This window comes from Planctomycetia bacterium (assembly GCA_034440135.1).
Taxonomy (GTDB): Bacteria; Planctomycetota; Planctomycetia; order Pirellulales; family JALHLM01; genus JALHLM01.
Map to the genome: position 1 here is coordinate 13,748 of JAWXBP010000435.1, position 23,591 is coordinate 37,338.

Genomic DNA, 23,591 nt, shown 5'->3' on the forward strand with positions numbered 1-23,591 from the left:
CAAAAAAACAGCGGAAAATGTACCCTTCATCCTAGCTGGAGTCCGCGGGCAAGTCGCCATCCTGCCCTACTGAGACACGAGACGTCCGACGGCGTGAATTGGCTCAGTCGTACCCGAATGCCCGCAGGTAGGGCGTCAGGCGCTCGAAGTACGCGCCGAGCGGTCGCTCATAGTGCCTCCACCGCCCCGCAGCATGGGTGTAAACGGGCTGGCGAACCGCATCGTGGCTGGGGGAGTTCACAACTTTGTGCTGGGCAGCTTCGCGATAATGCAGCACGTTGTCCTCCCACGGCAGGCCTAAGAACGCCAGGGCACGCTTCGCCTGCCCGGACAGGTCCTTGACCGTGTCCTCGTACTTTACTTCCAACGATTGATCCGCGAGCCATTCCCGCACCCGCAGCCAGATGTTCATATCGCTGGCATACATGGCGCAAACGCTGCCTGGGGTCAGCAGGCCGGCGCCAAACTCGGTCAGTGGAAAATGGCGCAGGTAATTGCTCACCAGCACGTCGCGAGGATCGCGCAGCGCGACGACAAAGCGAGATTCCGGAAACAAGCGGAACAGCCCCGCAATTAGCGACATATGGTTCGGGTTCTTATCCAGATGCACGCGGCCCGCGAGTGGTTCTCCTTGAATCGCCTCGAACGCTTGCAGATAACTTTCCCGTTGTTGCGCAAGCCGCGGCCGCGGGATGTCTCGCAAGACCTCGGCCGTGAGCGGTCGCTCGCCCCGGAGCTGATGCATGGCCGGAAAAATGTCGCGGGTGAACACAGCCCGCTCCGGTGAATCGACCAAGCCAGGATGCGCGCCCACGCACTGTTCCAGTAGCGTCGTGCCGGTACGGGGAAAGCCCAGCAAGTGCGCCACACCGCTGCACCGCGCGTCGGTCGGCAAATCATCGTCGCGCCAGGTCGTGAACGTGGCCTCGTCCAGTCCCTCGTAGAGCTGCCGCAAGGTCTCGTTAAGTGCGAAGGCGCGGCGTGACATGGGTTCGGCTTGAGGAAACTGCCGATGCAACTGCTTGGCCTGCTCGATAGCTTCCCAGGCGCCGGTGTAATCGCCGACGTCGTCGCGCAGTTGACAAAGCTCCGTCCAGGCTTGAACGTGAACCAACGGATGCGGCGCGGACGCCGAAGTCAAGTCGAGGAGTAACGACTCACACCCAGCGTAGTCTTTGCGGCGGCGCAGCAGTCGCGTGAGAATGAGTCGTGGTTCCGGCTGCAACGGGGCGGAATGGACGCATTCCTCGATGGCTGCGAGCGCTTCGTCCACGCGGTTGCTCCGCTCATAGAGCACGGCTAACTCGGCCAGCAGCGGTGGCGCCAAGCGGCCGCCGTTCCGCGCGGCTTCCAAGACTTCGATCGCGAGATTCGGCCGGTGCAACTCGTTGAACGTTTGTACGAGCGGCGGCAGGATGCGCTCGTCGAAGCCGGCCAGCGATCTCACTCGCGCCAGTAGCTCCTCCGCCGCCGCGATGCGATAGACTTGGCCGAGTGCGCGGGCGTTTTCCAGGAGCGCACGAACATTCCGCGGCGCTTGCGTCACGGCCGCTGCAAATCGCTCGAAAGCGGCTTCCCGTTCGCCGCGCTGCCAGAGCGCGCGCGCTTCCTGCAGCGGCGCGAGATCGTCAAACTCAGGCGCGGGAACGGCGCTCATAAGTAGCGTGCAATAGAGAAGCCAACGACCATCCCAGTTTAGCGAATCCCGAACAGCGACTGACTCGCGGCGCAACAAAAAATCCCCGCCGGCACGAACCAGCGGGGATGTAGGATGGCAACCAACAATGGTAGTCGCCTTACTTGCGGCGACGAAGTCCGGCGACGGTCAGTCCGGCGGCCGCCAAGCCAGCCAGCGCGATCGAACTCGGCTCCGGCACCGGGTTCCCCGTCACCTCGACGTTGTCGACCGCCCACCACCAGTCGTTGTCGGCCGTGGCCATGCCGAAGCGAATCAGCATCGAGCCGCCGGTCGGATTGTCGATCGGCAAGCTCAACGATTCATTCGCGCGGGTGAGGGAGCTGTCGCCGCCCGAGTTGGCGGCGTTCAGCGTCAACAAGTTGCTGAAGTTCGCGCCGCCGTCAAAGGAAACGTCGACCAAACCGGTCAGCGCTTCGTAGGGGCGGAAACTGGAATCGAAGTTCAGCGCCGCCGTGCCGGCCGCGATGCCGGTCAAGTCGATCGGCGATGTGGTCATGAACACGTTGAACGACTGGCTTGCTTCGCCCAGCACGTTGCCGTTGCCGGCGTCGTCGTCATAGGCGTCGGCATCGGCCACCATCACGGCGCCGGAACCCTTCGTAAACGAAGCGCGGTCCTGATTTGCTTCGGTGGCCACCCAGGCAGTCACGTCCATGAACGTGAAGCCGAAAAACTCCGCCGGCCCGCCGACAGGAGTCGCGCCATTGTCGCGCGCCCAGCCAGTCGGCGGCACGTCGGTCCAGTCGGTGCCGTCGCCGCCGCTTTCGGTCGACGAGACGAACGGGCCCAGCGTCAGCCCATTGAAATCCTCGGATAGCAACGTGTCCGCCTGCGCGACGCCAGCGAACATCATTCCGCCAGCCAGGATCGCCGCACCCGCGAGGTGCGGCGTTTTCGGCAAGCGACGGAGTCGCTTCGCCAACTGATTTCCCAAATGCTTGATTCTCATGGCGCCGTATCTCAGTAGATGGATCGCAAAACGAGCCGCTGCATGCGGCCAACAGGGGAATTCCCGACATACCCCGTCAGGGTAGCATCGCAGCGTGAGGCGTGTCAAACAAAAAGCAGGCTGTTTGCCAAGTTATCGCGCATTTGCCCTACATTCCGCGTCAAGCAATCACAGGGAGCCCCGCAGTCGTTCAAGCGACTGCGTCAGCCGCGGGAGGACGCCCGCCAACTGCTGCTCGTAGTTGCGCCAACGTCCGACAGCGGAATGGTACACCGGCCGAGCGACCCTGTCATAGGATGGGGAAAAAACGGTCCGCTGTGCGCCGATGTCTCGGTAGTGATCGACATCGTCATGCCACGGCAGCCCCAAGTGCTCCAAGATCCGCAGCGAGGTAGATCGCACGTCGGCGATGAGATCCTCGTACCAGATCTCGCGACAGGCGTTTCCCGTCTTCGCGCGCAACCCGCGCCACGCTTCCAGATCGGCAATTAGCCGATCAGCCGCGGCATCCAAGTCGAGGAAATCGACGCTGAAATCATTCAACGGCAGGTAAGCCATCAGGCAACTCACGAGCACGTCGCGCGGATCGCGCAGCATGACGATCACGCGACCGTGCGGAGCAAATCTCAGGTAGGGCGTGATCAGCGGCAGCAGCGACGGGTTCTTGTCCAGCAGCCAGGCGTCGCCGCGCGGCTGTCCCACAGCCGCCGACATCGCATCGGCAAAAGCGCTTCGTTGTGGGGCCAGCAGTGGTTCGGGAATCGCGTCGAGCAGTTCGGGCGACAGGTCCGCTGGCGAATGACGTCCCAGCAATACCGGAAACATGAGCCGGGGAAACGCGTCGAATTCGTCGCAGGCGACGATGCCCGGATGAGCGTCAAGAATGCGCTCCAGCAACGTCGTACCGCTGCGCGGCAACCCCGTCAGTAAAGCGAGTTTCGGAGTATCGTCCACGGCGCCGGCCCGCCAGCGATTGAAGTTCTCCGGCAGAATATCTTGGGCCAAATTCATCAACGGCGGCACCAGCCGGTCGCGGTGCGCTTTAGCTTCGCGCGCATTCGGGGAGGTGAGCTGCTTGCCGGCGAGCATTGCTTGCCAGGCTTCGGCGTAGGCGCCTTCCTCGTCGAGCAACTGTGCAAGTTCCGCGCAGGCACGGCTTCGCGTCATCCAATGGGTCGTGGGGGCGTCGGCGATCGCCTGCAATCCCTCACGGGCCGCTTCAAGCGCCCCTTGGCGGCGCTGCACGCGGGCTTTCAAGAACTTCCCTTCCGCGTCGTGCGGCTGTGCGCGCAATCGCGCCTCGGCATGGGTGAGCGCCTCGTCGAGACGGTTGCGCCGTTCGTACAATAGCCCCAGCTCCAGGTGCGATTCCGAGGTCGGGTTCCGCGCCGCAAGCGCCTGGTGGAAGACGGCGATCGCCTGGTCGGTTCGGCGCATCAGGCGGTAGCTTTGCGCCGCCAAGTGCAGGATGGGCCCCTGACCGCGTCCCAGATCCAGCAATCGGTCCACCAACTCCTCGGCCCGAGCGTAGTTGTACATCGCGCCGAAGGCTCGGCTGGCGTCGACCAATGCGCGGACATGCCGGGGATTGTCCCGCACGGCGCGATCAAAACGGGCCAAGGCGCCAAGCAAGTCTTGTTTCACCCACTGTGCGCGGGCGGCCTGCAGTTCCGGCAAATCGTCGAGAACGGGGGCGGCCGGCCGGACTTTGCGCCGTTTCGCTCCTTTACGTTTGTCTGCCAAGGGAAAGACTCGCCCGGACTTGCGAATGGCGGTATGCGGCTTCGATGAAGTCGAGTCTAACCACGACGCCCGCGTTGGTCCAGTTTGCCGATTTCCGCGGGCTGGCACCCACTTCGGTTCCATCACCTCCATGGAACGAAGTGCTGACGATCGCCAAACAGTCCATTGATAGAATCGTGGCATCGCCTATGCTAGCGGAGGTACGCTGCGCGATATCGCAGCCGCAATGCGCTTCTTGCCGTTGATCTTGGCAGGCGGCGGTCGGAAACTCGAGTCGCGGTCGCGCCTGCTCCCACGAGGAGAACGAAGTCAATGGATTCGCCGCGTGCTTTTCGCCACGGGTTGCTTGTCGCCTTGTTTTTCGCCTCCTTGACCGGCTGCGGCGGCAGCGGACTGCCAGGCACGGTGCCGATTCGCGGTAAGATTTTTTACCAACGCAAAGTGTTGACCGCCGGAACGGTCCTTTATTCTCCGGTTAATGACAGCGGCCGGCAGGCTCGCGGGGAACTGCAAAGCGATGGCACGTTTACTTTGACCACGCTGGAAGCCAATGACGGCGCCTTGCCGGGCGAATACCGGGTAGTGATCCTCGCATACGCCCCGCACCCCGGTGAACCGGGCCGAGGGGACGTGCCCGCCGACGCTCCCCCCCCGACCATCGAGCGCGGCTTTGTCATCCCGGAAAAATACACGACGCCGGAAGAAACACCTTTCACGGATAAGGTCGACGACCAACATCCAGGATTTCGTGAATGGTCCATTGAATAGACGGATCAAGCAAGGCGGTACAACTCCAACCCAGGAATGTCGCTATGTGGCGCAGTACCCCGAGCCGTCGGACGTCCGGATTCACCTTGGTCGAACTGCTGGTGGTGATCGCCATCATCGGTATCCTGATCGCGCTGTTGCTCCCCGCGCTTCAGGTTGCCCGGGCCGCGGCGCGGCGCGCGCAATGCACCAACAATCTGAAGCAGATCGGCCTGGCTCTCCATAGCTATCATGCCGCTCAGAAGCGATTCCCCTACGGTTCGGCGGACCATGATTGGGAGTCCAACCCGAACGGCACCAGCGTCCGCTATGCCGGCAGTTGGCGAACGCTGATCCTCCCCTTCATTGAACAGACGGCGATCAACCAGCAGTTGAAGCCGCTCGATATCCGCTCGTTCAGCGCCGGCGACCAGACCAGTGCCTGGCTCAAATCCCAGGCGCAGCTGGTGTTGATTCCCGCCTATGTCTGCCCGGACGAGCCGAGTCCCTGGATTCGCGGCGGCTTCGCTAATTGGAGCTTCGCTCCGGAGAAGAACGCCGCCATTTCCACTTACATGGGCAATGCCGGGCCGGTCTCCACGGGACCGGAGGATTGGGGCATCGCCAAGGGCTGCGGGCTTTGCACGGACGGCCGCAATCCGCAGAAATACTGCCTCTGCACCTGGGGCGATACTCCCAAATACAGTCGCGGCTTCTATCACGGTCACAATCCCAACGGACCGGGCATGCTCGATATGTTTCCCAACGACATCTCGCTCAAGAAAGTTAAAGACGGCGCGTCGAACACATTGCACGTCGGCGAAACGCACGGCGTCAACATCGACGGGGATGGCTGCGGCGATTACATGCAGTGGATGAGCACCTGGGCGGTATCCTCCACCGTCTACGGAATCAATGCCCAGAAGGTCGGCCGGGACTGGCAGGCAGGCTGCAACTTCCGCAGCTACCACCAGGGCGGTGCGCAGTTCGTGTTTGTGGACGGTTCGGTGCATTTCATCGCCCAGGCCGTCGACCTCCGCACATTTGGCTATCTGGGTTCCCGCAACGACGGTCAGCCGCTCGGCCAATACTGATCGGCACGAGATTCCCCTCGCTTCATTCGGCGGCAAACACGCGGATGGCACAATTTGCGATGCCCCAGGACGTTCGCGATGCGGCTGAGGGCGGAGCCACGGCGGACGAGGTTGCGGAACAACTGCGCGTCGCCGAAACCATTCTGTCATATCAACGCGCGACCGGCGGATGGCCGAAGAATTACGACCGTGCTGAACCGCTGACGGAGCTGCAACTGCGAGCCGCAGAGGGCGACCGCGACAAGAACGACGCCACGATCGACAATAGCGCGACGTACACAGAAGTGCGACTGCTCGCCGCCGCATATCAAGCCGCTCACGACGACCGCTTCCGAGTCGCCGCATTGAAGGGTATTGAGTATCTGTTGCGCGCTCAGTACACGAACGGCGGCTGGCCTCAACGTTTCCCCGCTGCGGAAGGTTACGCCCGGTACATCACGTTCAACGACAACGCCATGATCGGCGTGTTGAAGCTGATGCACGACGTTGCCGCGGGAAACGATCCGTTTTCGCTGATTGCGAGCGAACTTCGCGAGCCATGCAGGCAGGCCGAACTGCGCGGCGTCGAATGTATCCTGAAATGCCAGGTTCGCGTCGACGGTCGATTGACGGTTTGGTGCGCGCAACACCATCACGAGACCTTCGCGCCGGAGCGGGCGCGCGCGTATGAACTCGCGTCGCTCAGCGGCGCGGAGTCCGTCGGCATCGTACGCTTCCTCATACAGATCGAGGCGCCCGGTCCGGACGTCGTCGCGGCCATCGAGGGCGCCACGCGCTGGTTCGAGGAATCCAAACTGACTGGCATCCGAGTTGTCGAAGTGAAGGACGCGGCCACGGCGAAAGGGTACGACAAGATCGTCGTCAGCGACGCCGGTGCGCCGCCGATGTGGGCGCGCTTCTATGACATTCAAACGAATCAACCGATTTTTTGCAGCCGAGACGGAGTTCCTCGCCGAGCCCTCGCCGACATCTCCTACGAGCGCCGCACCGGTTACTCCTGGCTGGGTTACTACGCCGCCTCCTTGCTGGACGTCGATTTGCCGGCATGGAAACGCCGCATCGCGGCTTCAAAAGTTTCGACCGGCAAGCCATGAAGGCTCAAAGGATCGCACAAGTTTCTGATGCCCGTCGCGCAGCTTAGAGGGCAGCCCCGCCTCGATGTGCAGAAGTTCCAGCAGCGCGCGATCCCAGGAGTTTTCGCGCGAGCTTTCCTTCTCTTGGCTGGCAAGCGGCGCGAACAAATAGGCTTGATCCGCTTCCACATCGCGGATGCGCGAGCGCGGCGCCAAAGGCACCTGCTGTGTGACACGGGCGGCGGGGGACGATGCGCTCGCGCCGAAGTGGTTGCGGACGTTATTGAGATCGGTGACGTCGATATCGCCATCGCCGTCGGTATCGCCTAGACCGACGCCGCCGAAGTTGTTGCGGACGTTGTTAAGGTCGGTGATGCCGACTTCGCCGTCGCCGTCCGTGTCCCCCAGCAATGTCGGTTCTTCCAAGCCGGGCGAGCCGTGAAGATCTCGGCTTGCGCGCCAGGAGGCGCCGCTTTCCCAGGCGTCCGTCGGGCCCTCGGCGTCCAGAATGACGAGTGAATATCCGGAGCCGTCAGTCTCGGGAATCCAGTCTTCATCGTAGCTGAAGTCGAGGATCTTCGCGCCCGATTTATCCTCCAGGCGCAGGCGTTCGCCGTTGTTGTCGAGGCGTCCGCCGTAAACGCCGGCGACAGGCGCTGCGTCACCGTAGCGGCTGGCGAAGGCGTCGGCGTTTTGCACCAACACGAGCCGCGCGCCGGGCGCGAGCTCCGCGATGGACGAAGCGGCAAAGTCGAACGAGATGCCCGCATTGAAGCGCGCATTCGCGAGCGTCAACGCAATCGGACCAGTGTTGACCAGTTCGATGAATTCGTAGTTTGCGTCTTCGTAGATGCCGCCTGGCGGACCTTCGGCCGGATGGTAGTGGATCTCCGAGATCCGGAGATAATCTTCCAGCGGCCGATCGGAGACGGTGCTTTCCACGATGACCGAATCTGTAGCGATCAAGTTGCCGCGGAAATCGTAGGCTTCCAGTTGTAGCGTGTGTTCGCCGAAGGGCGCCGGCACTTTCGCCGTCCAACTGTCGAGGTCGGTCCACGTCAACGCGAGGGGCTGGTCGCTTCCCGCCAGGCGGATTTCGCGGACATTGACCCAGCCGTTGCCGCCAATCGTCGCGGTCGCTTCGTCAACGACCAAGCCGTCCGCGGTGGTGATCGTGAACGGAGTCTCCGCCACACGGGATTTGACTTGTGCGAGGATGCTGTTGGAGCGCGCGATGATGAACGCCAGATGGCTGGCAAACGGTTGCGCCGGCAGCAATTGCCCGTAGTTTGTCGCCCAATAGGCCATGTAAGTGGCGTTGTAGGTGGTGCTAATAATGTCCTGCACATGCCCGTAATACGCCCGAGCTCGTGCTGGACTGTTCATGAGCTTCTGCAATTCCGAACTGGGGACGAGCGGACGATTGAGGTCGTAAAAAGCGTCCAGATCGTGCGGCATGAACAAGAACCGGTGATCGCTCGGCCGCTCGTAGAACATCACATTGTGCTGCGAACCATCGCCGCCGTAGCTGTCGCCGGCGCCGGAAAGCATTGAGATGGCATAGCCGCGCAGCCACTGATCGACGTCGATCACCTCGTTGGGATCGACGGGATCGCGCCCGCCGCTCGCTGCAAAGCCTTTCACGAACGTCATCAGGCGACTGTAGTCGTCTGCGGCGCGATTGTTCTTGAGCAGGTAAGTCCAGCGATAGTCTTCTGGGTTGTTGCCCATATCGCGAATCGGCGTGCCGACCACCGAATCGGGGAACGGCACTTTCAGCCCTTCTTTAGTGCCGTCATCCGTCGAGTTGAGCTGGTAGACCAACTCGTACTCGTAGATGTTGCCCTCGTCCCCGTTCTCGTATTGAGAATCAAGATAGTCGCTGCCATAGCGCGCCAACTGCAATTCGGCGCCGCCCGTGTGCGTCGATTGCGGTGAGATGACCTTGATGAGATCGTGGTACTTGGTCGGCAAATCTTCGGCGTGGTTCATGGCCGCGTGAATCAGCATTTCGCGCTGGCCGAAGCCGGTGCTTTCCGAGCGATCGATTGCCACCGTGTTATGCACGCCGCGGAACAACTGCTCGGCATTGAATTGCACGGAGAAGCCGAGCCGCTCGGCCGTCGTGCGGCTGTGTTCGCTCCCCTTGAGCCGGATGCCGACGTCATAGAACACCTGTGATTCGTCGTAGATCACCGTCCCCGGAATCCAATCGTTGCTCATCAGATTCGTGGTCCGATGCAGCAGCGAAGCGTCCGGTTGCGTCAGCAGCAACCGCAGGTTGTGCAGACCGTTGGTGGCCGCCTGGTTGTCGTTGACTTTGTAGAGCGCGCGCGATTCTCGCCCTCGCGCCGGAAATGAAGAAACGGCGGCTTCCGGCGAGGCGTCGACGCCTTCCACGTAGAACTGCACGATCGTGCTGGCCGCCTGACCGGGGATGACGCCGCGATGGAGTCCGTCGGCTCCCAAGGTCATGGGCACGCTGTTCCAGGCGCCGCCAGCGGCTGAATACCAGAGCGTCAGCGACGCCACGCCTGCTGCATCGGAGGCCCGCGCACTCACGGTCACCGGAGCGAACGCCGCCGGCACCACGGGCGAATGTTTGAACTCCGTATAGGTGGGCCCGACGTTCTCTTCCAAACGAGTGTTATCCGCACCTGGCGTACCGCGCAGTTCGGGCTGATCGATCTCGGTCGTCTGCACGAGTCGGTTGAAATACAGCCGGGTATGCAATTGGCTGGAGCCAGCCACCCAGCGGGCGCGAAAGGAGATTTCGTACTCGCGGTTGTTGACGATGTTGACAAATTCGTTCCCGAACTTCAGCGTCGTTTCCGCGTGGTTTGACATATGTTCTGTCTCGCCAGTCGCGCGGAGCCGCAACACTTCGTTGCTGGGCTCGTCCGGATCCGCAACGACGTCGCCGTAGTGGTTGCCGATGATCCGCCATTTGTCCGTGTTGCCAGCGGAGAATGTGCTGTTCTGAATTACTTGCCGATTCGTGCCCAGTGGGTCTTCGACGACGCGAATGTCGTCGAGCAACACTTCGCCGTTGTCGAGCAGGCCCATCACGAATTCTTGCCACTGCCCGTCGGGACCGACTTTGCTGGCCTGAGCAAGGCCTCGATAGGTGTACGTCCGCCATTCTGTCTGGCTGGTGGAATCGCTCGCGGCCCAGGCTTCTGGCGACGCGTTGTCCGCCCAAGGGTCGCGCAATTCCAACGTCACGCCGCCGCCGTCGGCAAACTCGGGCCAGCGCCCGCCTTCGTAATAGTGCACTTCATCGGCCGGGTTTCCGACACTGTCGCGGAGCCGAATGCGCTCGTCCGTATTGGACAGTGAACCGGCGAAGCCGCCGATAATCGGGGCCGATGGATACTTCGCCGCGAGTGCGACGGGATCGCTCGCGACGACCAGATACGCGCCTGGCGCCATGACGGTTCCCGCCGGAAAGACGTACTCCATGGCGTCGTCGAACGACCAGGCGGAGAGATCCACCGGGACGTCGCCGCGATTGAACAACTCCACCCATTCTTCGGCACTTTCGACGAATGGCTCGGCTGGCTGCGGCGGCGTGATCAGTTCCGCGGTGAGCAACGTGGCGCCGAACACGACGTCGGTCGAGCCCACGGTGCGTTGGTGCGCTTCCACGGCCAGCACGTTTTCGCCGGACACCAAGAATTCCGGCGGAATGACGAACAAATCGCTCATCACCGCGTCGCCGACGGAACCCGTGGCTTCTGTGAGATGGTTCAGTTCGGCGTCCGGCGTGTCCTGATTGAAATCCAGGAAGCGATGCCCGTTGATATAGAACACGGCGCCGTCGTCGATTACGTGCCGCAACTGCACGGACTGTTCCGCGGAATCGAGCTGAAACGTCGTGCGGAAATAGTACGTCATGAACCCGTGCGTCAGCAGCGTCGTCTTTGGCAGACCGTTCAACTGCGCCGTTTCGTAGTAGAACATGCCGCCGCCGGATTTCCACTGCGTGTCGTTGTAGCCTGGCTCGCGCCAGGCCTCGCCACGGTCCGCACCGGAGTCGTCGTAGCGCCACGTCGCCGTGAGCGGCAACAACGTCGTGGCCGGGCCGAATTCGCCAGCCGTAGCCGGCGAGCCCAACGTCGGCGCGTCGTGATACATGATCTCGTTGATCACAATGTCGTCGTGCAACGAAAACACGTTCTCGCCGCCCGGCGTCAATGCCGACGGGCGCAGGAACTCGCTGGTCATCGCGTCGAGCCGGGCCTGGCCAAACTCGGTCACGCGCGCGGCGTCCACCATCTCCGCGCCGTTGTTCGCCGCCAGCAACAGTTCCTCGCCCAGACCTGGCTGGAAGCCCAATTGGGCGACGTTCAACGTCAGGTAGTTTCCCGCGGCCAACGATTGCACTGGCAGCGTATAGCTGTCGCCGGAACCGGACATAATGCGATAGCCGTTGAGCGGCACGCCCGCGTCGTTGGTGTTCACCAACTCCAGCCAGAATTGATTGCCGACCGGCGCAACCTCCGACAGCCGAAGTCCCGCGACGTCGGGCGATGTCGGCACGCCCGGCACGCCGAAATTCTCCTGGCCCGGCGTGCCGCCCACGCGAACGCTGCTGGCCCAATTCGCCGCCGGCTCGCTGGCGAGATCCCGATTGATTTTCGCGAGGCTGGTCCCGCTCCCGTCCGGAGCGATGGGCCAAAGCCCTCCGTCCGAATACGCAATCTCATTCATCAGGCGATCGTTGCGATCGATCAGCTCGAGCGTGTCGCCGTTGTTGGACAATTTCCCCGTGAACGGCCCCAGCGCTCCGGCAAACTGTCCTGAGGCCGCGAGCGCCGCGGGATTGCGGGCAATAACGAGGTAATCGCCGCCGCTCAGGAAAGTGCTTTCCGCGAAGGTGAACTGAATGCCGCCATCGAGACGCCAGTTCGACAGGTCCATGTCGACGGCCATCTGGTTGTGCAGTTCGACCCATTCCAACTGTTCATCGGCGTCGGTGGGATGATACATCAACTCGTTGAACACGACGGTGCTGTCGAGCGCCAGACGTTGTTCGAGAGATTCCAAATTGATCCGACGCCGGCGCATGGAGTTCACTCCCAGTAAAAAGTCGCAAGTCCCCGCGGAGCGCGCTCGCCGGCGCGCAAGAATCGCTAAGCGAAGGTTCCCCCGGGATGAGCGCAGACGCCCACCCGTCCTCAGCTTAACAAGAAATCGAATCCGAAAGCTGGAAGGCGATGGGCCGGACGCAACGCGCCGGCCCATCGTCCCCCTTCAGATTAAGCGAGACGACGCCGCGTGGCGAGAGCGCCGACGCCCAGGCAAAGAGCCAAAATCAAGCTACCCGGTTCCGGAACCGCGGCCGCACCAGGCTGGCCGGCCCCGAAGTTGTTGCGGACGTTGTTCAAGTCGGTGATGTCGACATCGTTGTCGTTGTCGGTATCGCCGAGCCCGTTGCCGGAGAAGTTGTTGCGAACGTTGTTCAGGTCGGTGATATCGACGTCGGCGTCGCCGTCCGTATCGCCCAAGGGCCCAGAGGCCGCAGCGATTCCAAAGAACTGAACTTCGCTCAACCCCGCGAACGCGGCATCAGGTTCCGTACCATTGGCTGGGTACGTCACCCCATTGTGGTTGGAGCGAACGTCAAACCGCACAAAGCGAATGCCGTCGCGGTCGAGAGCGATCGTCTCCGAGAAGTCAGCGTCACCGACGCCCGGGGCCACGTCCAGATTGAAGCTGCCGGCCGGCGTGAAGGGTCCAGCAAGATCCGCGGCGACCGAGATATCAAACAGGTTGACGCCGCGACCCAAGAGTTCCGGCCGACCATCCAGCGTCTCATTGTAGTTCCAAATCTTCACGTCGGTCACGTCCGTGACGGCGCCCATGTCGAAGACCACGAACGGGGCCGTGTCGACGCCGCCGTCGAAGCCGTTGCCGTGGGAAAGCCACATGAAATTGTCGGGGACAATTGTGTGCGTTCCCGTGGCATAGTCCATGCCGGCGCCGGTCAACATTAGAAATGCGTTCCGGTTGAATGCGGCCGTATCCAGCTCGCTGGAAACTTCCGCAATGCTGACATTGGGCAAGCGGATTTCACTGCCAGAAGTCGGCGTTTCATCGTATTGAATAACGAAAGGGGCCAATTCGCTTCCCACTTGCGGAACGACTTCCAGCGACAAGTCACGGTAGCCATTCGCCAAAAACGGCTTTCCCAGACTGATCGTTTGATTCACGGCTAACGTCGTCGAGCCCGGATTTTTGATCTCGCTCAATTGCTTGGAGCGGGGGTTCGCCTTCTCCCAACCGGCCACAGGCGCGTCGGTGAAACTGTCCCAGCCCACGGTGTCGAGGCTGCCACTGCCGGAGACGATGCTGTAGTTGTCCAGCTCGAACGTAGCGCCGGTTCGATTGGTCAACGTCGTGTCGCCGGAGTAGGGATCGACCTTGAGCAGGAGTTGGGCGTTCGCCGGGGAACTCAAACTTCCAAACAGGCCCAGCATGGCGGCCGCGATTGCGCCCTTCCGCGTACGTCGCGCCAGCAACAGCGCCGCGGCGCTCAGCGAAAGCAACAGCACGCTCGACGGTTCCGGCACGGTGATGCCGTTCTGGCCGAGGCGGTTCTTCAAGAGTCGGAAATCGAAGCCGTTGACGACGCCATTCCTGTCGATGTCCCCCTGTGCCAAGGTGTTGCCAGTGCCAAAATTGTCGCGCAGGATCCCGTAATCGAGCAAATCGACCTCTTCATCGGAATTGATGTCGGCGGGATCGAACTCGGGCAAATCCGTCGGGCCACCTCCGTCGGCCAACAATGCGATCTGAACGTTTCGCAACGGTTCGTTCCAGATCGCCAGATCGTCCATCCAGCCGAGAAACGTGGAGTGGCCGTCGGCGCGACTGCCGATGATTAACTGGTTGTCGTTGACGAGCAAGGGTCCGGCCATGCCAGCGGAACCCGCGGCAACTCCATCGACGAAGAATTCGACCGAAGCGCCTACGGTAGCCACGACGGCAACGTGATGCCATTCCTGCGGCACGATGGAAACCGTGCTGCTGTAGAAGGACAGTCCCGTAGTGGGATCGGTTTGGTGTAAGTATTCCAGGAACCCGCTGGGGCTAATGCGGAGCTCAAAATTCCCGGGGTAGTTGTTGGTAGCCTCGCCGCTCGGTCCCTTCACCGCGATGAAGTAGTAATTGGCGGCATCCGACATGTTCACCCACCCGGCGATGGTGAGACCTTCCGCCATGTCCAGTGAGGGTGAATCAGGCACAAAGAAGCCGCCGCCACCGCCCCCCGGATTCTCCATGTTGAAGGAAGTGCCGGAACCGATCTGCGTCGGAACGTCTTCCTGGAAATTGCCGAACAACACGGACGAGGGATTGTTGTTGAATCCCGAGGAGTCTTCGACTTCGACTCCATCAAAGTTGTAATAGGCGACCAAGTCCGCCTGGGACGTCGAGGCGGCCAATAACAGGCCGATCATTGACAATGTGCGCACCGCGAACCTCATGGAGTGTCTCCTGTTCACCGAAGGCCAGTAGTAGACGTTTGCCGGGATCTGTTCCGACGGAATCGTCGTTCGGTCCAAACTTCAAACTGCGGCCCGCCGATCGATGCGACGGCCGCACGTGAAGTCGAGAAGCCCCCCTCGCGACGCAATACTTATAGCCATCAGTCATGGCTAATGCAAACTAAATGAACGACTAATCTGCAGGGAATGCCAAGAAACTCCTGCCTGGTCAAAGTGCGTCCATCAAGGGAGCCGGACTCGCCGCGTGACGAATCCGGCGTCCGACGTCCCGGGGCAAACTAGCCGGCAACGCCCAGCAACTTGCAGGCTTCTTCGTAGCCAGCAGCTTTGAAGCCGTGTTGGTCGTCGCGGTTGTAGCCATAGGCGCTGGCGTTGACCCGGGCCAGGGCGACGAGTTGCCGCCAGCGGAAGGCCGGTCGGGTCGTGGCGAATTCTTCCCGAACAGTGTGGAAATATTTTTCGCCGTGAAGGCGGCCGTCTTCGCTGACTGCGAATTGCAGCATCGACTGGAACACCGCTTCTGGCGCGTGCCCGGCCTCGCCGTAGACTTGGATCGCGGCGGCGGCGCGGCCTTGATCGTTGTTGCGGACCGCGTCCTCGGCCTCGGCGATCAGTTGCGCCGCATCGCGCGATTTGATCGACGCCCGTTGTTCTTCGGTCGGATAGGCCGGCGTGGGGAAGTTGGCCATTTGCGCGGTGTGGTACGCGGCCAAGATCAAGCCGGAGGCGGCATGCCGCGCATCGGTGACGCGGGCCATGTTGCGCCAGGCGTTGGTCGCGTCGGACGAATGCACACCGGCCGCATCGCCGTGCGTCCGCCACTTGTCGGCGCCTTGGCGGAGGACCAGCGCATTCGAGGCCAGCGAAATCGCCTCGCCAACCACTTCGGGATCAATCCGCTCCGCCAGCGCGGCAGCGACGGCATCGGCCGAGCGATCCGGCGGGCCGTTGTAAATGGTGTTCGCCAGCAACTCGACCGCGGTGTCGCCAGGATCGCGCTTGCCGAGCGGTTGGCCGTCGAGGTGATACTGATCCAGCAACTTCGGCATCAACGAGCGGATTTCCGGATCTGGATGATTGTGCTGCTTGTGCTGTTGTTCATTGTCCACGCAAAAGCGCACGCACTGCCGCAGCAAGGTGTGGGCATATTCCTTGCCCAGCAAATTGGCCAGACCGCGCGTACGATGCGCGAACACGAAGCGATGCACGTTGACGTCGTCCTGCACGGCAGGCTGCAGTGCGTTAAAGGTTTCATCCAACGAGGCGTCGGTCAGTTCGCTGAACAACGTCTCGCCAGCGTCCATATCGGCCCGACGCGAAGCGTCGCGGATCTCTTCGCCCAGGTTTGCGTGGTGCTGATGTTCGGCCGCGTGGATGGCCATCAAGGTTTTGATCGAAGCGCCGCCCAATTGCTGGATTTGCTGCGAGTTGCGATACAGCACCTTCAGCACCGGCAGCGGTTGACGTTCCGAGGGCAGCAACCGCGTCATCTCGAACGCCGGCAACATCGCCATGGCCGTGTGGAAACCAACGTAATCCTGTCCGCCGAACGTCTCGGCGTTCGCCAGCGCGGCGGCGGCGATCAACGTGCGCAGGTCGGTCTCGCCGCGCTGCAGCTTTTGCACCAGCACAGGCTGCAGTTGATCTGCGGGCGTGGATTGCAGCAAATCAATGAGGGGGTCATAGGCGCCGAAGCTCATCGGCTCGGTGGCTTCGCCGGCGTAGGCGGTCGAAAAGCCGAGATCCGCGGCCAGGGTGGAACCCAGCCCGACGGCCAGCATCCCGCGGCCGACGTCTGTCAAGAATTCACGACGATGTGTGGGCGACATGAACAGTCCTCCAACGAACGGCTGCCAGAATGAGACCGTCGAAGTGGCGGTTGGCGTGCCCGCATTCTAGCGCGCGGGCCAAGGAATTGCGCTAGCGGAATGCACAATTCTCGGGGGGGCTTGTGAAATACGTCACAAGCGGCGCGTTTTACGGCAACGCGCTTACTCCAGCTAAGCCCAGGGAAGGCCACCGATAACTTTTGCCGATGGAAACGACTTCGAGGGCCTTCCCTGGGCTTGACGAGCAACGACGATTTGCCGGTGAAAGCTCGCTACTCCACGGTCACGCTTTTCGCGAGGTTTCTCGGCTTATCCACGTCGCAACCGCGCAGGACGGCAATGTGGTACGCGAGCAATTGAAGCGGGATCGAAGTGACGATCGGTTGGAGGAAGTCTTCCACGTTGGGGACGCGAATCACGTCGTCCGCCAGATGCGCCGCGTGCTCGTCGTTCTCCGAAACAATCGCAATCACCGGACCGCCCCGGGCTTTGATCTCTTCCATGTTCGAAATCACCTTGTCGTACACCAGGCCCTGCGGAATCAAGAATACGCTCGGCGTGTTTTCGTCTACGAGCGCGATCGGTCCGTGCTTCATCTCGGCGGCCGGATAACCCTCGGCGTGGATGTAGCTGATTTCCTTGAGCTTGAGCGCGCCTTCCAGCGCGGCGGGGAAATTGAACTGGCGGCCCAGATAGAGGAAGTTTTCCGCTTGGTAGTACTTCTCCGCGATCTGGCGGATGCGATCGTTCTCTTCCAGCGCCTGGGCGACGAAATCCGGCAGCTTTTGCAACTGATCGATCACCCGCAAACCGGCGCCGAAGCTCATATGGCGCAGCCGGCCGAAGTGCAGGGCCAACATCGTCAGCACGGCACATTGCGACGTAAAGGCTTTGGTCGACGCCACGCCAATCTCCGGCCCGGCGTGCAGATAAATGCCGCCGTCCGCGGCCTGAGCGATGGTGCTGCCGACCACATTGCAGATCGCCAGCGTGGGATGTCCCTTGCGCTTCACTTCACGGAGCGCTGCGAGCGTATCGGCCGTCTCGCCGCTTTGGGTGATAGCAAACAGCAACGTGTGGCGATCGAGCGGCGGGTTGCGGTAGCGCAGTTCGCTGGCGTATTCCACTTCCACGGGAATGCGGGCGAATTCTTCGATCAGGTACTCGCCCACCAGCGCCGCGTGCCAACTGGTGCCGCAGCCAGTGAGGACGATGCGCTCGACATTCCGGAGCTCGCTGGCCGGCAGATTGAGGCCGCCGAAGTGGGCCGTCGCTTCGTCCAGGCTCAAGCGGCCGCGCATCGCGTTTCGCAGCGATTCCGGCTGCTCGAAAATCTCTTTGAGCATGTAATGGGCGAAGCCGCCCAAGTCCACATCCGTGACTTGCGTCTCTAGCACTTCGATGTTGTGCTGCACTTCGCCTTGATCGCGATGGCTGACTTGCAAGGAGTCAGCGGTGACGACGGCAATCTCGTGATCCTTGAGATACACGATCCGCTCGGTCTCGCCGACCAAGGGCGAAGCGTCGCTGGCGATGAAGTGTTCGCCGTCGCCGACGCCCACTACCAAAGGGCTGCCCAGCCGCGCGGCGAAAATCACATCCTGATAATCGCGGAACAGAATCGCGAGCCCGTACGTGCCCTGCAATTGTGCGAGCGCCCGGCGGATTGCCCGCAATGGCGTCGAATAAGGATTGCCGCTGGTGTCGGCGTCGAAGGCATCGGCCTCGGCATTGCGGACCTGCTCCAGGCAGCTATCGAGCAAATGAGCGATCACCTCGGTGTCGGTCGCGGAGTTGAAGATGTAGCCTTGCTGCACCAGGCGGTCTTTGAGCGAACGGTAGTTCTCGATCACCCCGTTGTGGACGATGGCGACTGAGTTGTCGCCGCCCAAGTGTGGATGCGCGTTCTCGTCGGTCGCCGCGCCGTGGGTCGCCCAACGGGTATGCCCGATGCCGATCGAGCCGCGGACCGGATCCTCGACGAGCCGCGCGGCGAGGTTATCGATCCGCCCGGCGGCCTTGCCGATGCAGAACTTCCCCCGCGCGGTGACGCCCGCCACACCGGCGCTGTCGTAGCCCCGGTATTCCAGCCGGCGAAGCCCCTGCAGCAGAATGTCCTGCGCTTCGCGAAACCCGATGTAACCGACGATGCCGCACATGAAATTGGCACTCCGAGGAAAACCAGCCTGCCCAACCGCTGTAACTGCCGTCCCCGCCAACGGATAGCTTTGTCTCATCAATATATCCCGCAGCTTTGGGAAAGTCCCCGTATGGGTGACTCCCGCTGGCTCGAAAGCCGGTTTCCCCGGTGGATGCGTCACTACGATCCCCCCATCTCCCACGGCCGGACACCCCAGCCGCCGCGACGCCGCGGACTGCTCTTCTCGCCCCCCGGCGGCTTGTGGTATCACCACCGTCGAAATGGGCTATTCGTAGGGCATCAGGGAGGCTTGCGGCGATGGCACTTACGGCGTTTGTACCCCGAGTTCACGCGACAAGCTTCGTGGTCATTCCGGCGCGGCTCGGTTCAACGCGTCTGCCACGGAAGATGCTGCTTTCCGAAACCGGCAAGCCGCTCGTGCAACACACTTACGAGGCCGCCTGCCTGGCGACGCGCCCCGAAGGCGTGATCATTGCCACCGACCACGAGGAAATCGAAACTGCCGTCCGCGCGTTTGGCGGCGACGTGCGCATGACGAGCGTCGCGCTCGCCTCGGGCACCGATCGCGTCGCCGCTGTCGCTCGGGAACTGCCGGAGGCTGACATTCTCGTCAACGTGCAAGGGGACGAACCGGAAATCTCCGGCGAAGCTATCGACCGTGTGATCAGCATGCTCGAAGAACAGCCCGACAAAGTGATGTCGACGCTGGCCACGCCGATGCGTACGCGGGCTCAGATCGAAAGCCCGAGTTGCGTGAAGGTGGTTTTCGATGCGTCCGGCCGCGCGCTCTATTTCAGCCGCAGTCCGATTCCGCATGCGCGCGAGTGGCGCGACGAGTATCTCACCTCCACGCCGGCCACCTACCACCTGCACCTGGGCATCTACGCCTACCGCCGGGACTTCCTCCTGCAACTCGCCGCGCTGCCACCGGGCCGCCTGGAGCAAATTGAAAAGCTGGAACAACTCCGCGTCCTGGAAGCCGGGCACTCGATCGCGGTCGGTGTGATCGATCAGGCCACGCCGGGGATTGATACGTTGGAGGAGTATCAGGACTTCGTCCGACGCTGTGGTTGATTGCTACACCATCGCGATAGCGCGCGCGTCAACGCGATGCTCTAGCATATTCCTTGAAACCCTTGATCGGCGGTCCTGTCGTCATGCGAAACCCGACCGCGCCAAAATCCCCGTCCGCTTCGAAGACGGTTTTCCATTCCGCTGGGCCGAAGACAAGATTATTGGAGAACGATGCGCCGACCTGCCCCGAGCGAGTGATGGACACTTCTTCCACTTCGTTCAAATAAAACGTTGGCGATCCACTCATCCGACCGCGACGGCTGGACTCAATCTCGACGGGTACTTGCATCGTCAATTCGTAGCGGCCGCCAAAGAACGCTACTGCATTCCAGGTACTCGTTGTATTGCGACCTTCGTACGTGATGTAGTGCCGGCAGTCGTCAAACAGGTGGTCCATTTGTGCGGCAGGCGCAATCTGGGCCAAGCCATTCCGGGCGAATTCTTGGTGACCCCGTGTCTTGTAATTTGCATAGCCAATATAAACTCCGTAAAACCAGATTGCCCAAATCAAGCAGAAAACACACAGCGATACAACGACCAGTCGAATGAAACCGCTTAGCGCACAGGATCTGTTGAATGAGCTCATGCCTTATACAACTGGATGATGCGAGACGAATTAACCGCCGGATCACGGCATTCGGGAGAAGCTCCCGCGCTACATTTCGATGCACGTTGGGGAGCAGAGGGCAAGTGTCGATATTGCATTGTCAAAGCCGTTTATAATCGGTGCCAGTAAATGCCGGACCATTGCGAGATTCTCTTCGGCGCCGATTGGGACTGTGCTTAAGAAACGGCCCCCGCCGACAAGACGGCGATTGTCCACTTTCTCGGCCCCTACACGGACGAAAATTCCCGTCCGCGCCGCTTGCGGCGGGCTCTGTCGCCAACGAAAATGCGCCCTTTCCGAGAAGCCTCGACCAATGAGACACTTTTGATTCCAGGAGCGAGTGCATGTTGCTGAATTCAGGGCGGATGATCGCCGCGTTGTGCGTGCTGTTCGCGGCGACCGTGGCGCGGAGTGCGGAGCCAGGGCTGCCGACCTTCACCAGCGCCGACGAAGCCGGAGCGGACTTCGCCATCCAAGGCGAGTACGTCGGCGAGGTGAACACCGGCGACGGGCCGATGCCGTTCGGCGTGCAAGTCCTCGCCCTGGGCGATGGAAAATTCCGCGCCGTGGCCTATCCAGGCGGGCTGCCTGGCGCGGGTTGGAAGCGCGGCGACGACAAGCACGTCGCCGAAGGAAAAATGGAGAACGGCCAGGCGGTGTTCAGCGGCGACGACGGCGGCCAAGGCGTCGTTAAGGACGGCGCCCTGCATGTCTCACACGGCGGCGGCAAGGCCAGCGTGTTGAAGAAAGTCGAACGCAAGAGCGAGACGCTGGGGGAAGAAGCTCCGGACGGCGCCATCGTCCTCTTTGACGGTTCGTCCACGGATCATTTCGTCGACGGCAAGCTCGTCGAAGAAAATCTGCTCGCGTCCGGTTGCGCGTCGAAGGAAGAGATGAAAGATCACACGATGCACATCGAGTTCCGCACGCCGTTCATGCCGACTGCCACCGGCCAGGCTCGCGGCAACAGCGGCGTGTACGTGCAGGATCGCTATGAGATCCAGGTGCTCGATTCGTTCGCCTTGGAAGGCGAGAACAACGAGTGCGGCGGCTTGTACAGCATGAAGGCCCCGGCGGTCAACATGTGCTACCCGCCGCTCGCCTGGCAGACGTATGACATCGACTTCACCGCCGCCAAATTCGATGCGGCAGGCAAGAAGACGTCGAACGCCCGCCTGACGTTGCTGCACAACGGCGTGAAAATTTACGACGACATGGAACTGGCGGACAAAACTCCCGGCGGCGCCCCGCAAGAAGCCCCCGGCGTCGGCCCGCTGAAACTGCAGGACCACGGCAACCCGGTGGCCTTCCGCAATATCTGGATCGTCGAGAAGAAGTAACTCGCGATTGCGATGCTTCAACGCTTAAGCCCAGGGAAGGCCCTCGCAGACTGTTCCATCGGGACAGTCAAGCTTGGCCTTCCCTGGGCTTTTTACGCGCGCTATGTCTGAACAGAAGCTACTTCTTCACGGCTGCCATCGAACGCGGTACGAGTTGCAGCACGAATACCGAGTCCCAACCGTCGGCAGACGTCGAACCGAGTACGATAAACTGATTCAACGGCACTTCGACGGTCGACGAGATGTTCGCGATATTCGCAATCACTTCGCCATTCGCGACCTGGTGACCTACGATGTTGACATTGAACATCGGGCGACCGTCCTTGGGGCCGGATTGAATTCCCTCGAACTGGAGTTGGTACGAATCTTCGCCCACTTGGGGACGGCATTCCACGTTGAACGACTTGGATGCATCTCCCACGTTGATCATCATCTGTCCCACCAGACTCAGATTTGAAATGCCCAGGTCGCCAAGTTCCTGCACAACCGGCTCGAGTCCCGGCGGCACGTCAGCGCCTTGCCCTTTGCTCCCGAGCCAAATGACGCGCACGGTCACTGGGGGCAACGCCGATGATACTTCCGCGGCGACTTCGCTGGCCTGGTCGAGCTCTCGCAGCAACACCTCCGTTTGCTTCTGGAGTTCCGGCAGCGCGCTGACGATCAAGCGGTTCGCTCTCACATCGACAGCGACGCGCATATCCGAGTCCGACTGCAACACTTGCGCGATCGTTTGTCCGGCCTCCTGCGCCTGAACGAACTTCAAGTGGTACACTCTCAACTCCGAACGCTCGGCCTCTTGCGCATACACGGGCATTGCGCCGCACAGGGCCGCCAGGATCAGACAGGCGCCAGTCGCCAACCGGCGCAGCTTGGCTCGTTCGTTGAATCGCATGTCAAATCTCCTCGATTGAGAAAAGGTTGTGTGTTAGTTCGCTTCGCTTTCCTGTGCCTGATCGGCGACGCGTAACTCCGGGTACAGCCAAACAATGCTGACCTGCGGATTCTTCGACTTGAGCGGCATGGCAATCACCCGCGATTCCGCCGCGAATTCGATGCGCACCTCGGGCGGCGCCGGAACCGCCGCGACGCGCACCGGCGCAACTTCGACGTCCGGCTGCACAACGAGCGCCGCCTTCTGATCGAAGAAGTTAAACGCCATGACCAGCAGCCCGGCGGCGATCCCGATCACTGCCCAACCGCGCAGGATGGTCCGACGGCGAAGGCGTTCACGTTGTGCGACGATCGCGATCGGTTCCGTTAGCGTCGCCGGCGCAATTGGCTTCGCTGCCGCGAGCAAGCCTTCCCAATGGCGATCCACTGCCACCGCGCGACGGCAAACCTCGCAGGCGCCAAGATGCGTTTCAAAGGCGCTGCGCTCCGCTTCGCGCAGATCGCCATTCAAATAGTCGTCAAGGCGCGTGCAATGTTCGGTGCTCATGTGGACGCCCTCGCGTCGCAAGTGTTGTGCGGCGTTTCGGTGAACATCGACCGCATTTTCTTTCTCGCCAACGATAGATTCATCTTTACCGCGTCGTGCTTGCACTTCAGCACGCCGGCGATCTCCGTAAGATTGAGTCCTTCGCAGGCGAACAGGTATAGCACTTCGCGCTGCCGCGGTGGTAACGCGTCGAGCGCCGCGACCGCCCTGGCGACTTCCTCATTTTCTGGGTCTTCGCCAGAATCTGTGGGTGAATTGACGACGAGTTGGCGGGGCGACGGTTGGATTTTATGAGGCATGGCAGGGTGTTCAAGGGTTGGGGAAGC

Annotated in this window: 16 protein-coding genes; 5 read left to right on the top strand and 11 right to left on the bottom strand. The window is 61.6% G+C overall.

Annotated elements, in window-relative coordinates:
* Nucleotides 1-103 precede the first annotated feature (103 nt).
* From SGJ19_25160 to SGJ19_25170, 3 genes are all read right to left on the bottom strand, one after another.
* A complete protein-coding gene (locus SGJ19_25160) occupies nucleotides 104-1,657 on the bottom strand; it encodes a sulfotransferase (protein MDZ4783550.1) in 1,554 nt (517 codons plus the stop codon).
* Between the two features lie 139 nt (nucleotides 1,658-1,796).
* Nucleotides 1,797-2,648, bottom strand: a complete 852-nt coding sequence (locus SGJ19_25165) for a PEP-CTERM sorting domain-containing protein (protein MDZ4783551.1) — start codon at nucleotides 2,646-2,648, stop codon at nucleotides 1,797-1,799.
* 168 nt (nucleotides 2,649-2,816) lie between these two features.
* The gene (locus SGJ19_25170; protein ID MDZ4783552.1) at nucleotides 2,817-4,391 is read right to left on the bottom strand and encodes a sulfotransferase; all 1,575 of its coding nucleotides are present in this window, start codon (nucleotides 4,389-4,391) and stop codon (nucleotides 2,817-2,819) included.
* Between the two features lie 312 nt (nucleotides 4,392-4,703).
* Here SGJ19_25170 and SGJ19_25175 point away from each other — a divergent pair, with 312 nt between their 5' ends.
* The 3 genes from SGJ19_25175 to pelA are packed head-to-tail and all read left to right on the top strand — an operon-like array spanning nucleotide 4,704 to nucleotide 7,326.
* The gene (locus tag SGJ19_25175; protein ID MDZ4783553.1) at nucleotides 4,704-5,159 is read left to right on the top strand and encodes a hypothetical protein; all 456 of its coding nucleotides are present in this window, start codon (nucleotides 4,704-4,706) and stop codon (nucleotides 5,157-5,159) included.
* A 44-nt stretch (nucleotides 5,160-5,203) separates the two neighbouring features.
* Nucleotides 5,204-6,232, top strand: a complete 1,029-nt coding sequence (locus tag SGJ19_25180; GenBank protein MDZ4783554.1) for a DUF1559 domain-containing protein — start codon at nucleotides 5,204-5,206, stop codon at nucleotides 6,230-6,232.
* Between the two features lie 59 nt (nucleotides 6,233-6,291).
* On the top strand, nucleotides 6,292-7,326 hold the full coding sequence (gene pelA, locus SGJ19_25185; GenBank protein ID MDZ4783555.1) for a pectate lyase: 1,035 nt from the start codon (nucleotides 6,292-6,294) through the stop codon (nucleotides 7,324-7,326).
* On the opposite strand, the gene SGJ19_25190 is transcribed toward pelA, so the two are convergent.
* The 4 genes from SGJ19_25190 to glmS all read right to left on the bottom strand — a co-directional run bounded on the left by SGJ19_25190 (nucleotide 7,300) and on the right by glmS (nucleotide 18,804).
* Nucleotides 7,300-12,375, bottom strand: coding sequence for a lamin tail domain-containing protein (locus SGJ19_25190; GenBank protein ID MDZ4783556.1), 5,076 nt, complete (start codon nucleotides 12,373-12,375; stop codon nucleotides 7,300-7,302). The two genes, pelA and SGJ19_25190, sit on opposite strands and share 27 nt — an antisense overlap.
* A gap of 191 nt (nucleotides 12,376-12,566) precedes the next feature.
* Complete coding sequence (locus tag SGJ19_25195) at nucleotides 12,567-14,795, bottom strand: LamG-like jellyroll fold domain-containing protein (protein ID MDZ4783557.1); 2,229 nt, start codon at nucleotides 14,793-14,795, stop codon at nucleotides 12,567-12,569.
* Nucleotides 14,796-15,094: 299 nt separating this feature from the next.
* Nucleotides 15,095-16,645: a hypothetical protein gene (locus SGJ19_25200; protein MDZ4783558.1), complete on the bottom strand. Its 1,551-nt coding sequence runs from the start codon at nucleotides 16,643-16,645 to the stop codon at nucleotides 15,095-15,097.
* A 272-nt stretch (nucleotides 16,646-16,917) separates the two neighbouring features.
* Nucleotides 16,918-18,804, bottom strand: a complete 1,887-nt coding sequence (gene glmS, locus SGJ19_25205) for a glutamine--fructose-6-phosphate transaminase (isomerizing) (GenBank protein ID MDZ4783559.1) — start codon at nucleotides 18,802-18,804, stop codon at nucleotides 16,918-16,920.
* A 299-nt stretch (nucleotides 18,805-19,103) separates the two neighbouring features.
* Between glmS and kdsB the strand changes: the two genes are divergently transcribed.
* On the top strand, nucleotides 19,104-19,880 hold the full coding sequence (gene kdsB / locus SGJ19_25210; protein ID MDZ4783560.1) for a 3-deoxy-manno-octulosonate cytidylyltransferase: 777 nt from the start codon (nucleotides 19,104-19,106) through the stop codon (nucleotides 19,878-19,880).
* A 28-nt stretch (nucleotides 19,881-19,908) separates the two neighbouring features.
* On the opposite strand, the gene SGJ19_25215 is transcribed toward kdsB, so the two are convergent.
* Nucleotides 19,909-20,304: a hypothetical protein gene (locus tag SGJ19_25215; protein ID MDZ4783561.1), complete on the bottom strand. Its 396-nt coding sequence runs from the start codon at nucleotides 20,302-20,304 to the stop codon at nucleotides 19,909-19,911.
* 527 nt (nucleotides 20,305-20,831) lie between these two features.
* Here SGJ19_25215 and SGJ19_25220 point away from each other — a divergent pair.
* Nucleotides 20,832-21,827 carry a DUF1080 domain-containing protein gene (locus tag SGJ19_25220; protein MDZ4783562.1) on the top strand — a complete coding sequence of 332 codons (996 nt, stop codon included), beginning with the start codon at nucleotides 20,832-20,834 and terminating at the stop codon, nucleotides 21,825-21,827.
* Between the two features lie 118 nt (nucleotides 21,828-21,945).
* On the opposite strand, the gene SGJ19_25225 is transcribed toward SGJ19_25220, so the two are convergent.
* The 3 genes from SGJ19_25225 to SGJ19_25235 form a co-directional block, all read right to left on the bottom strand.
* Nucleotides 21,946-22,719 (bottom strand): secretin N-terminal domain-containing protein, encoded by a 774-nt coding sequence (locus tag SGJ19_25225; protein MDZ4783563.1) that lies wholly within the window; start codon nucleotides 22,717-22,719, stop codon nucleotides 21,946-21,948.
* Nucleotides 22,720-22,752: 33 nt separating this feature from the next.
* Nucleotides 22,753-23,265: a zf-HC2 domain-containing protein gene (locus SGJ19_25230; protein ID MDZ4783564.1), complete on the bottom strand. Its 513-nt coding sequence runs from the start codon at nucleotides 23,263-23,265 to the stop codon at nucleotides 22,753-22,755.
* A partial coding sequence (locus tag SGJ19_25235) for a sigma-70 family RNA polymerase sigma factor (GenBank protein ID MDZ4783565.1) occupies nucleotides 23,262-23,591 on the bottom strand: 330 nt, incomplete at its 5' end. The genes SGJ19_25235 and SGJ19_25230, both read right to left, overlap by 4 nt.

What these genes read in the sequence shown, in the direction of transcription:
- SGJ19_25160 (MDZ4783550.1), bottom strand. Translation starts at nt 1,657, where the DNA reads ATGAGCGCCGTTCCCGCGCCTGAGTTTGACGATCTCGCGCCGCTGCAG.
- SGJ19_25165 (MDZ4783551.1), bottom strand. Translation starts at nt 2,648, where the DNA reads ATGAGAATCAAGCATTTGGGAAATCAGTTGGCGAAGCGACTCCGTCGC.
- SGJ19_25175 (MDZ4783553.1), top strand. Translation starts at nt 4,704, where the DNA reads ATGGATTCGCCGCGTGCTTTTCGCCACGGGTTGCTTGTCGCCTTGTTT.
- SGJ19_25180 (MDZ4783554.1), top strand. Translation starts at nt 5,204, where the DNA reads ATGTGGCGCAGTACCCCGAGCCGTCGGACGTCCGGATTCACCTTGGTC.
- pelA (MDZ4783555.1), top strand. Translation starts at nt 6,292, where the DNA reads ATGCCCCAGGACGTTCGCGATGCGGCTGAGGGCGGAGCCACGGCGGAC.
- SGJ19_25190 (MDZ4783556.1), bottom strand. Translation starts at nt 12,375, where the DNA reads ATGCGCCGGCGTCGGATCAATTTGGAATCTCTCGAACAACGTCTGGCG.
- SGJ19_25195 (MDZ4783557.1), bottom strand. Translation starts at nt 14,795, where the DNA reads ATGAGGTTCGCGGTGCGCACATTGTCAATGATCGGCCTGTTATTGGCC.
- SGJ19_25200 (MDZ4783558.1), bottom strand. Translation starts at nt 16,645, where the DNA reads ATGTCGCCCACACATCGTCGTGAATTCTTGACAGACGTCGGCCGCGGG.
- glmS (MDZ4783559.1), bottom strand. Translation starts at nt 18,804, where the DNA reads ATGTGCGGCATCGTCGGTTACATCGGGTTTCGCGAAGCGCAGGACATT.
- kdsB (MDZ4783560.1), top strand. Translation starts at nt 19,104, where the DNA reads ATGGCACTTACGGCGTTTGTACCCCGAGTTCACGCGACAAGCTTCGTG.
- SGJ19_25220 (MDZ4783562.1), top strand. Translation starts at nt 20,832, where the DNA reads ATGTTGCTGAATTCAGGGCGGATGATCGCCGCGTTGTGCGTGCTGTTC.
- SGJ19_25225 (MDZ4783563.1), bottom strand. Translation starts at nt 22,719, where the DNA reads ATGCGATTCAACGAACGAGCCAAGCTGCGCCGGTTGGCGACTGGCGCC.
- SGJ19_25230 (MDZ4783564.1), bottom strand. Translation starts at nt 23,265, where the DNA reads ATGAGCACCGAACATTGCACGCGCCTTGACGACTATTTGAATGGCGAT.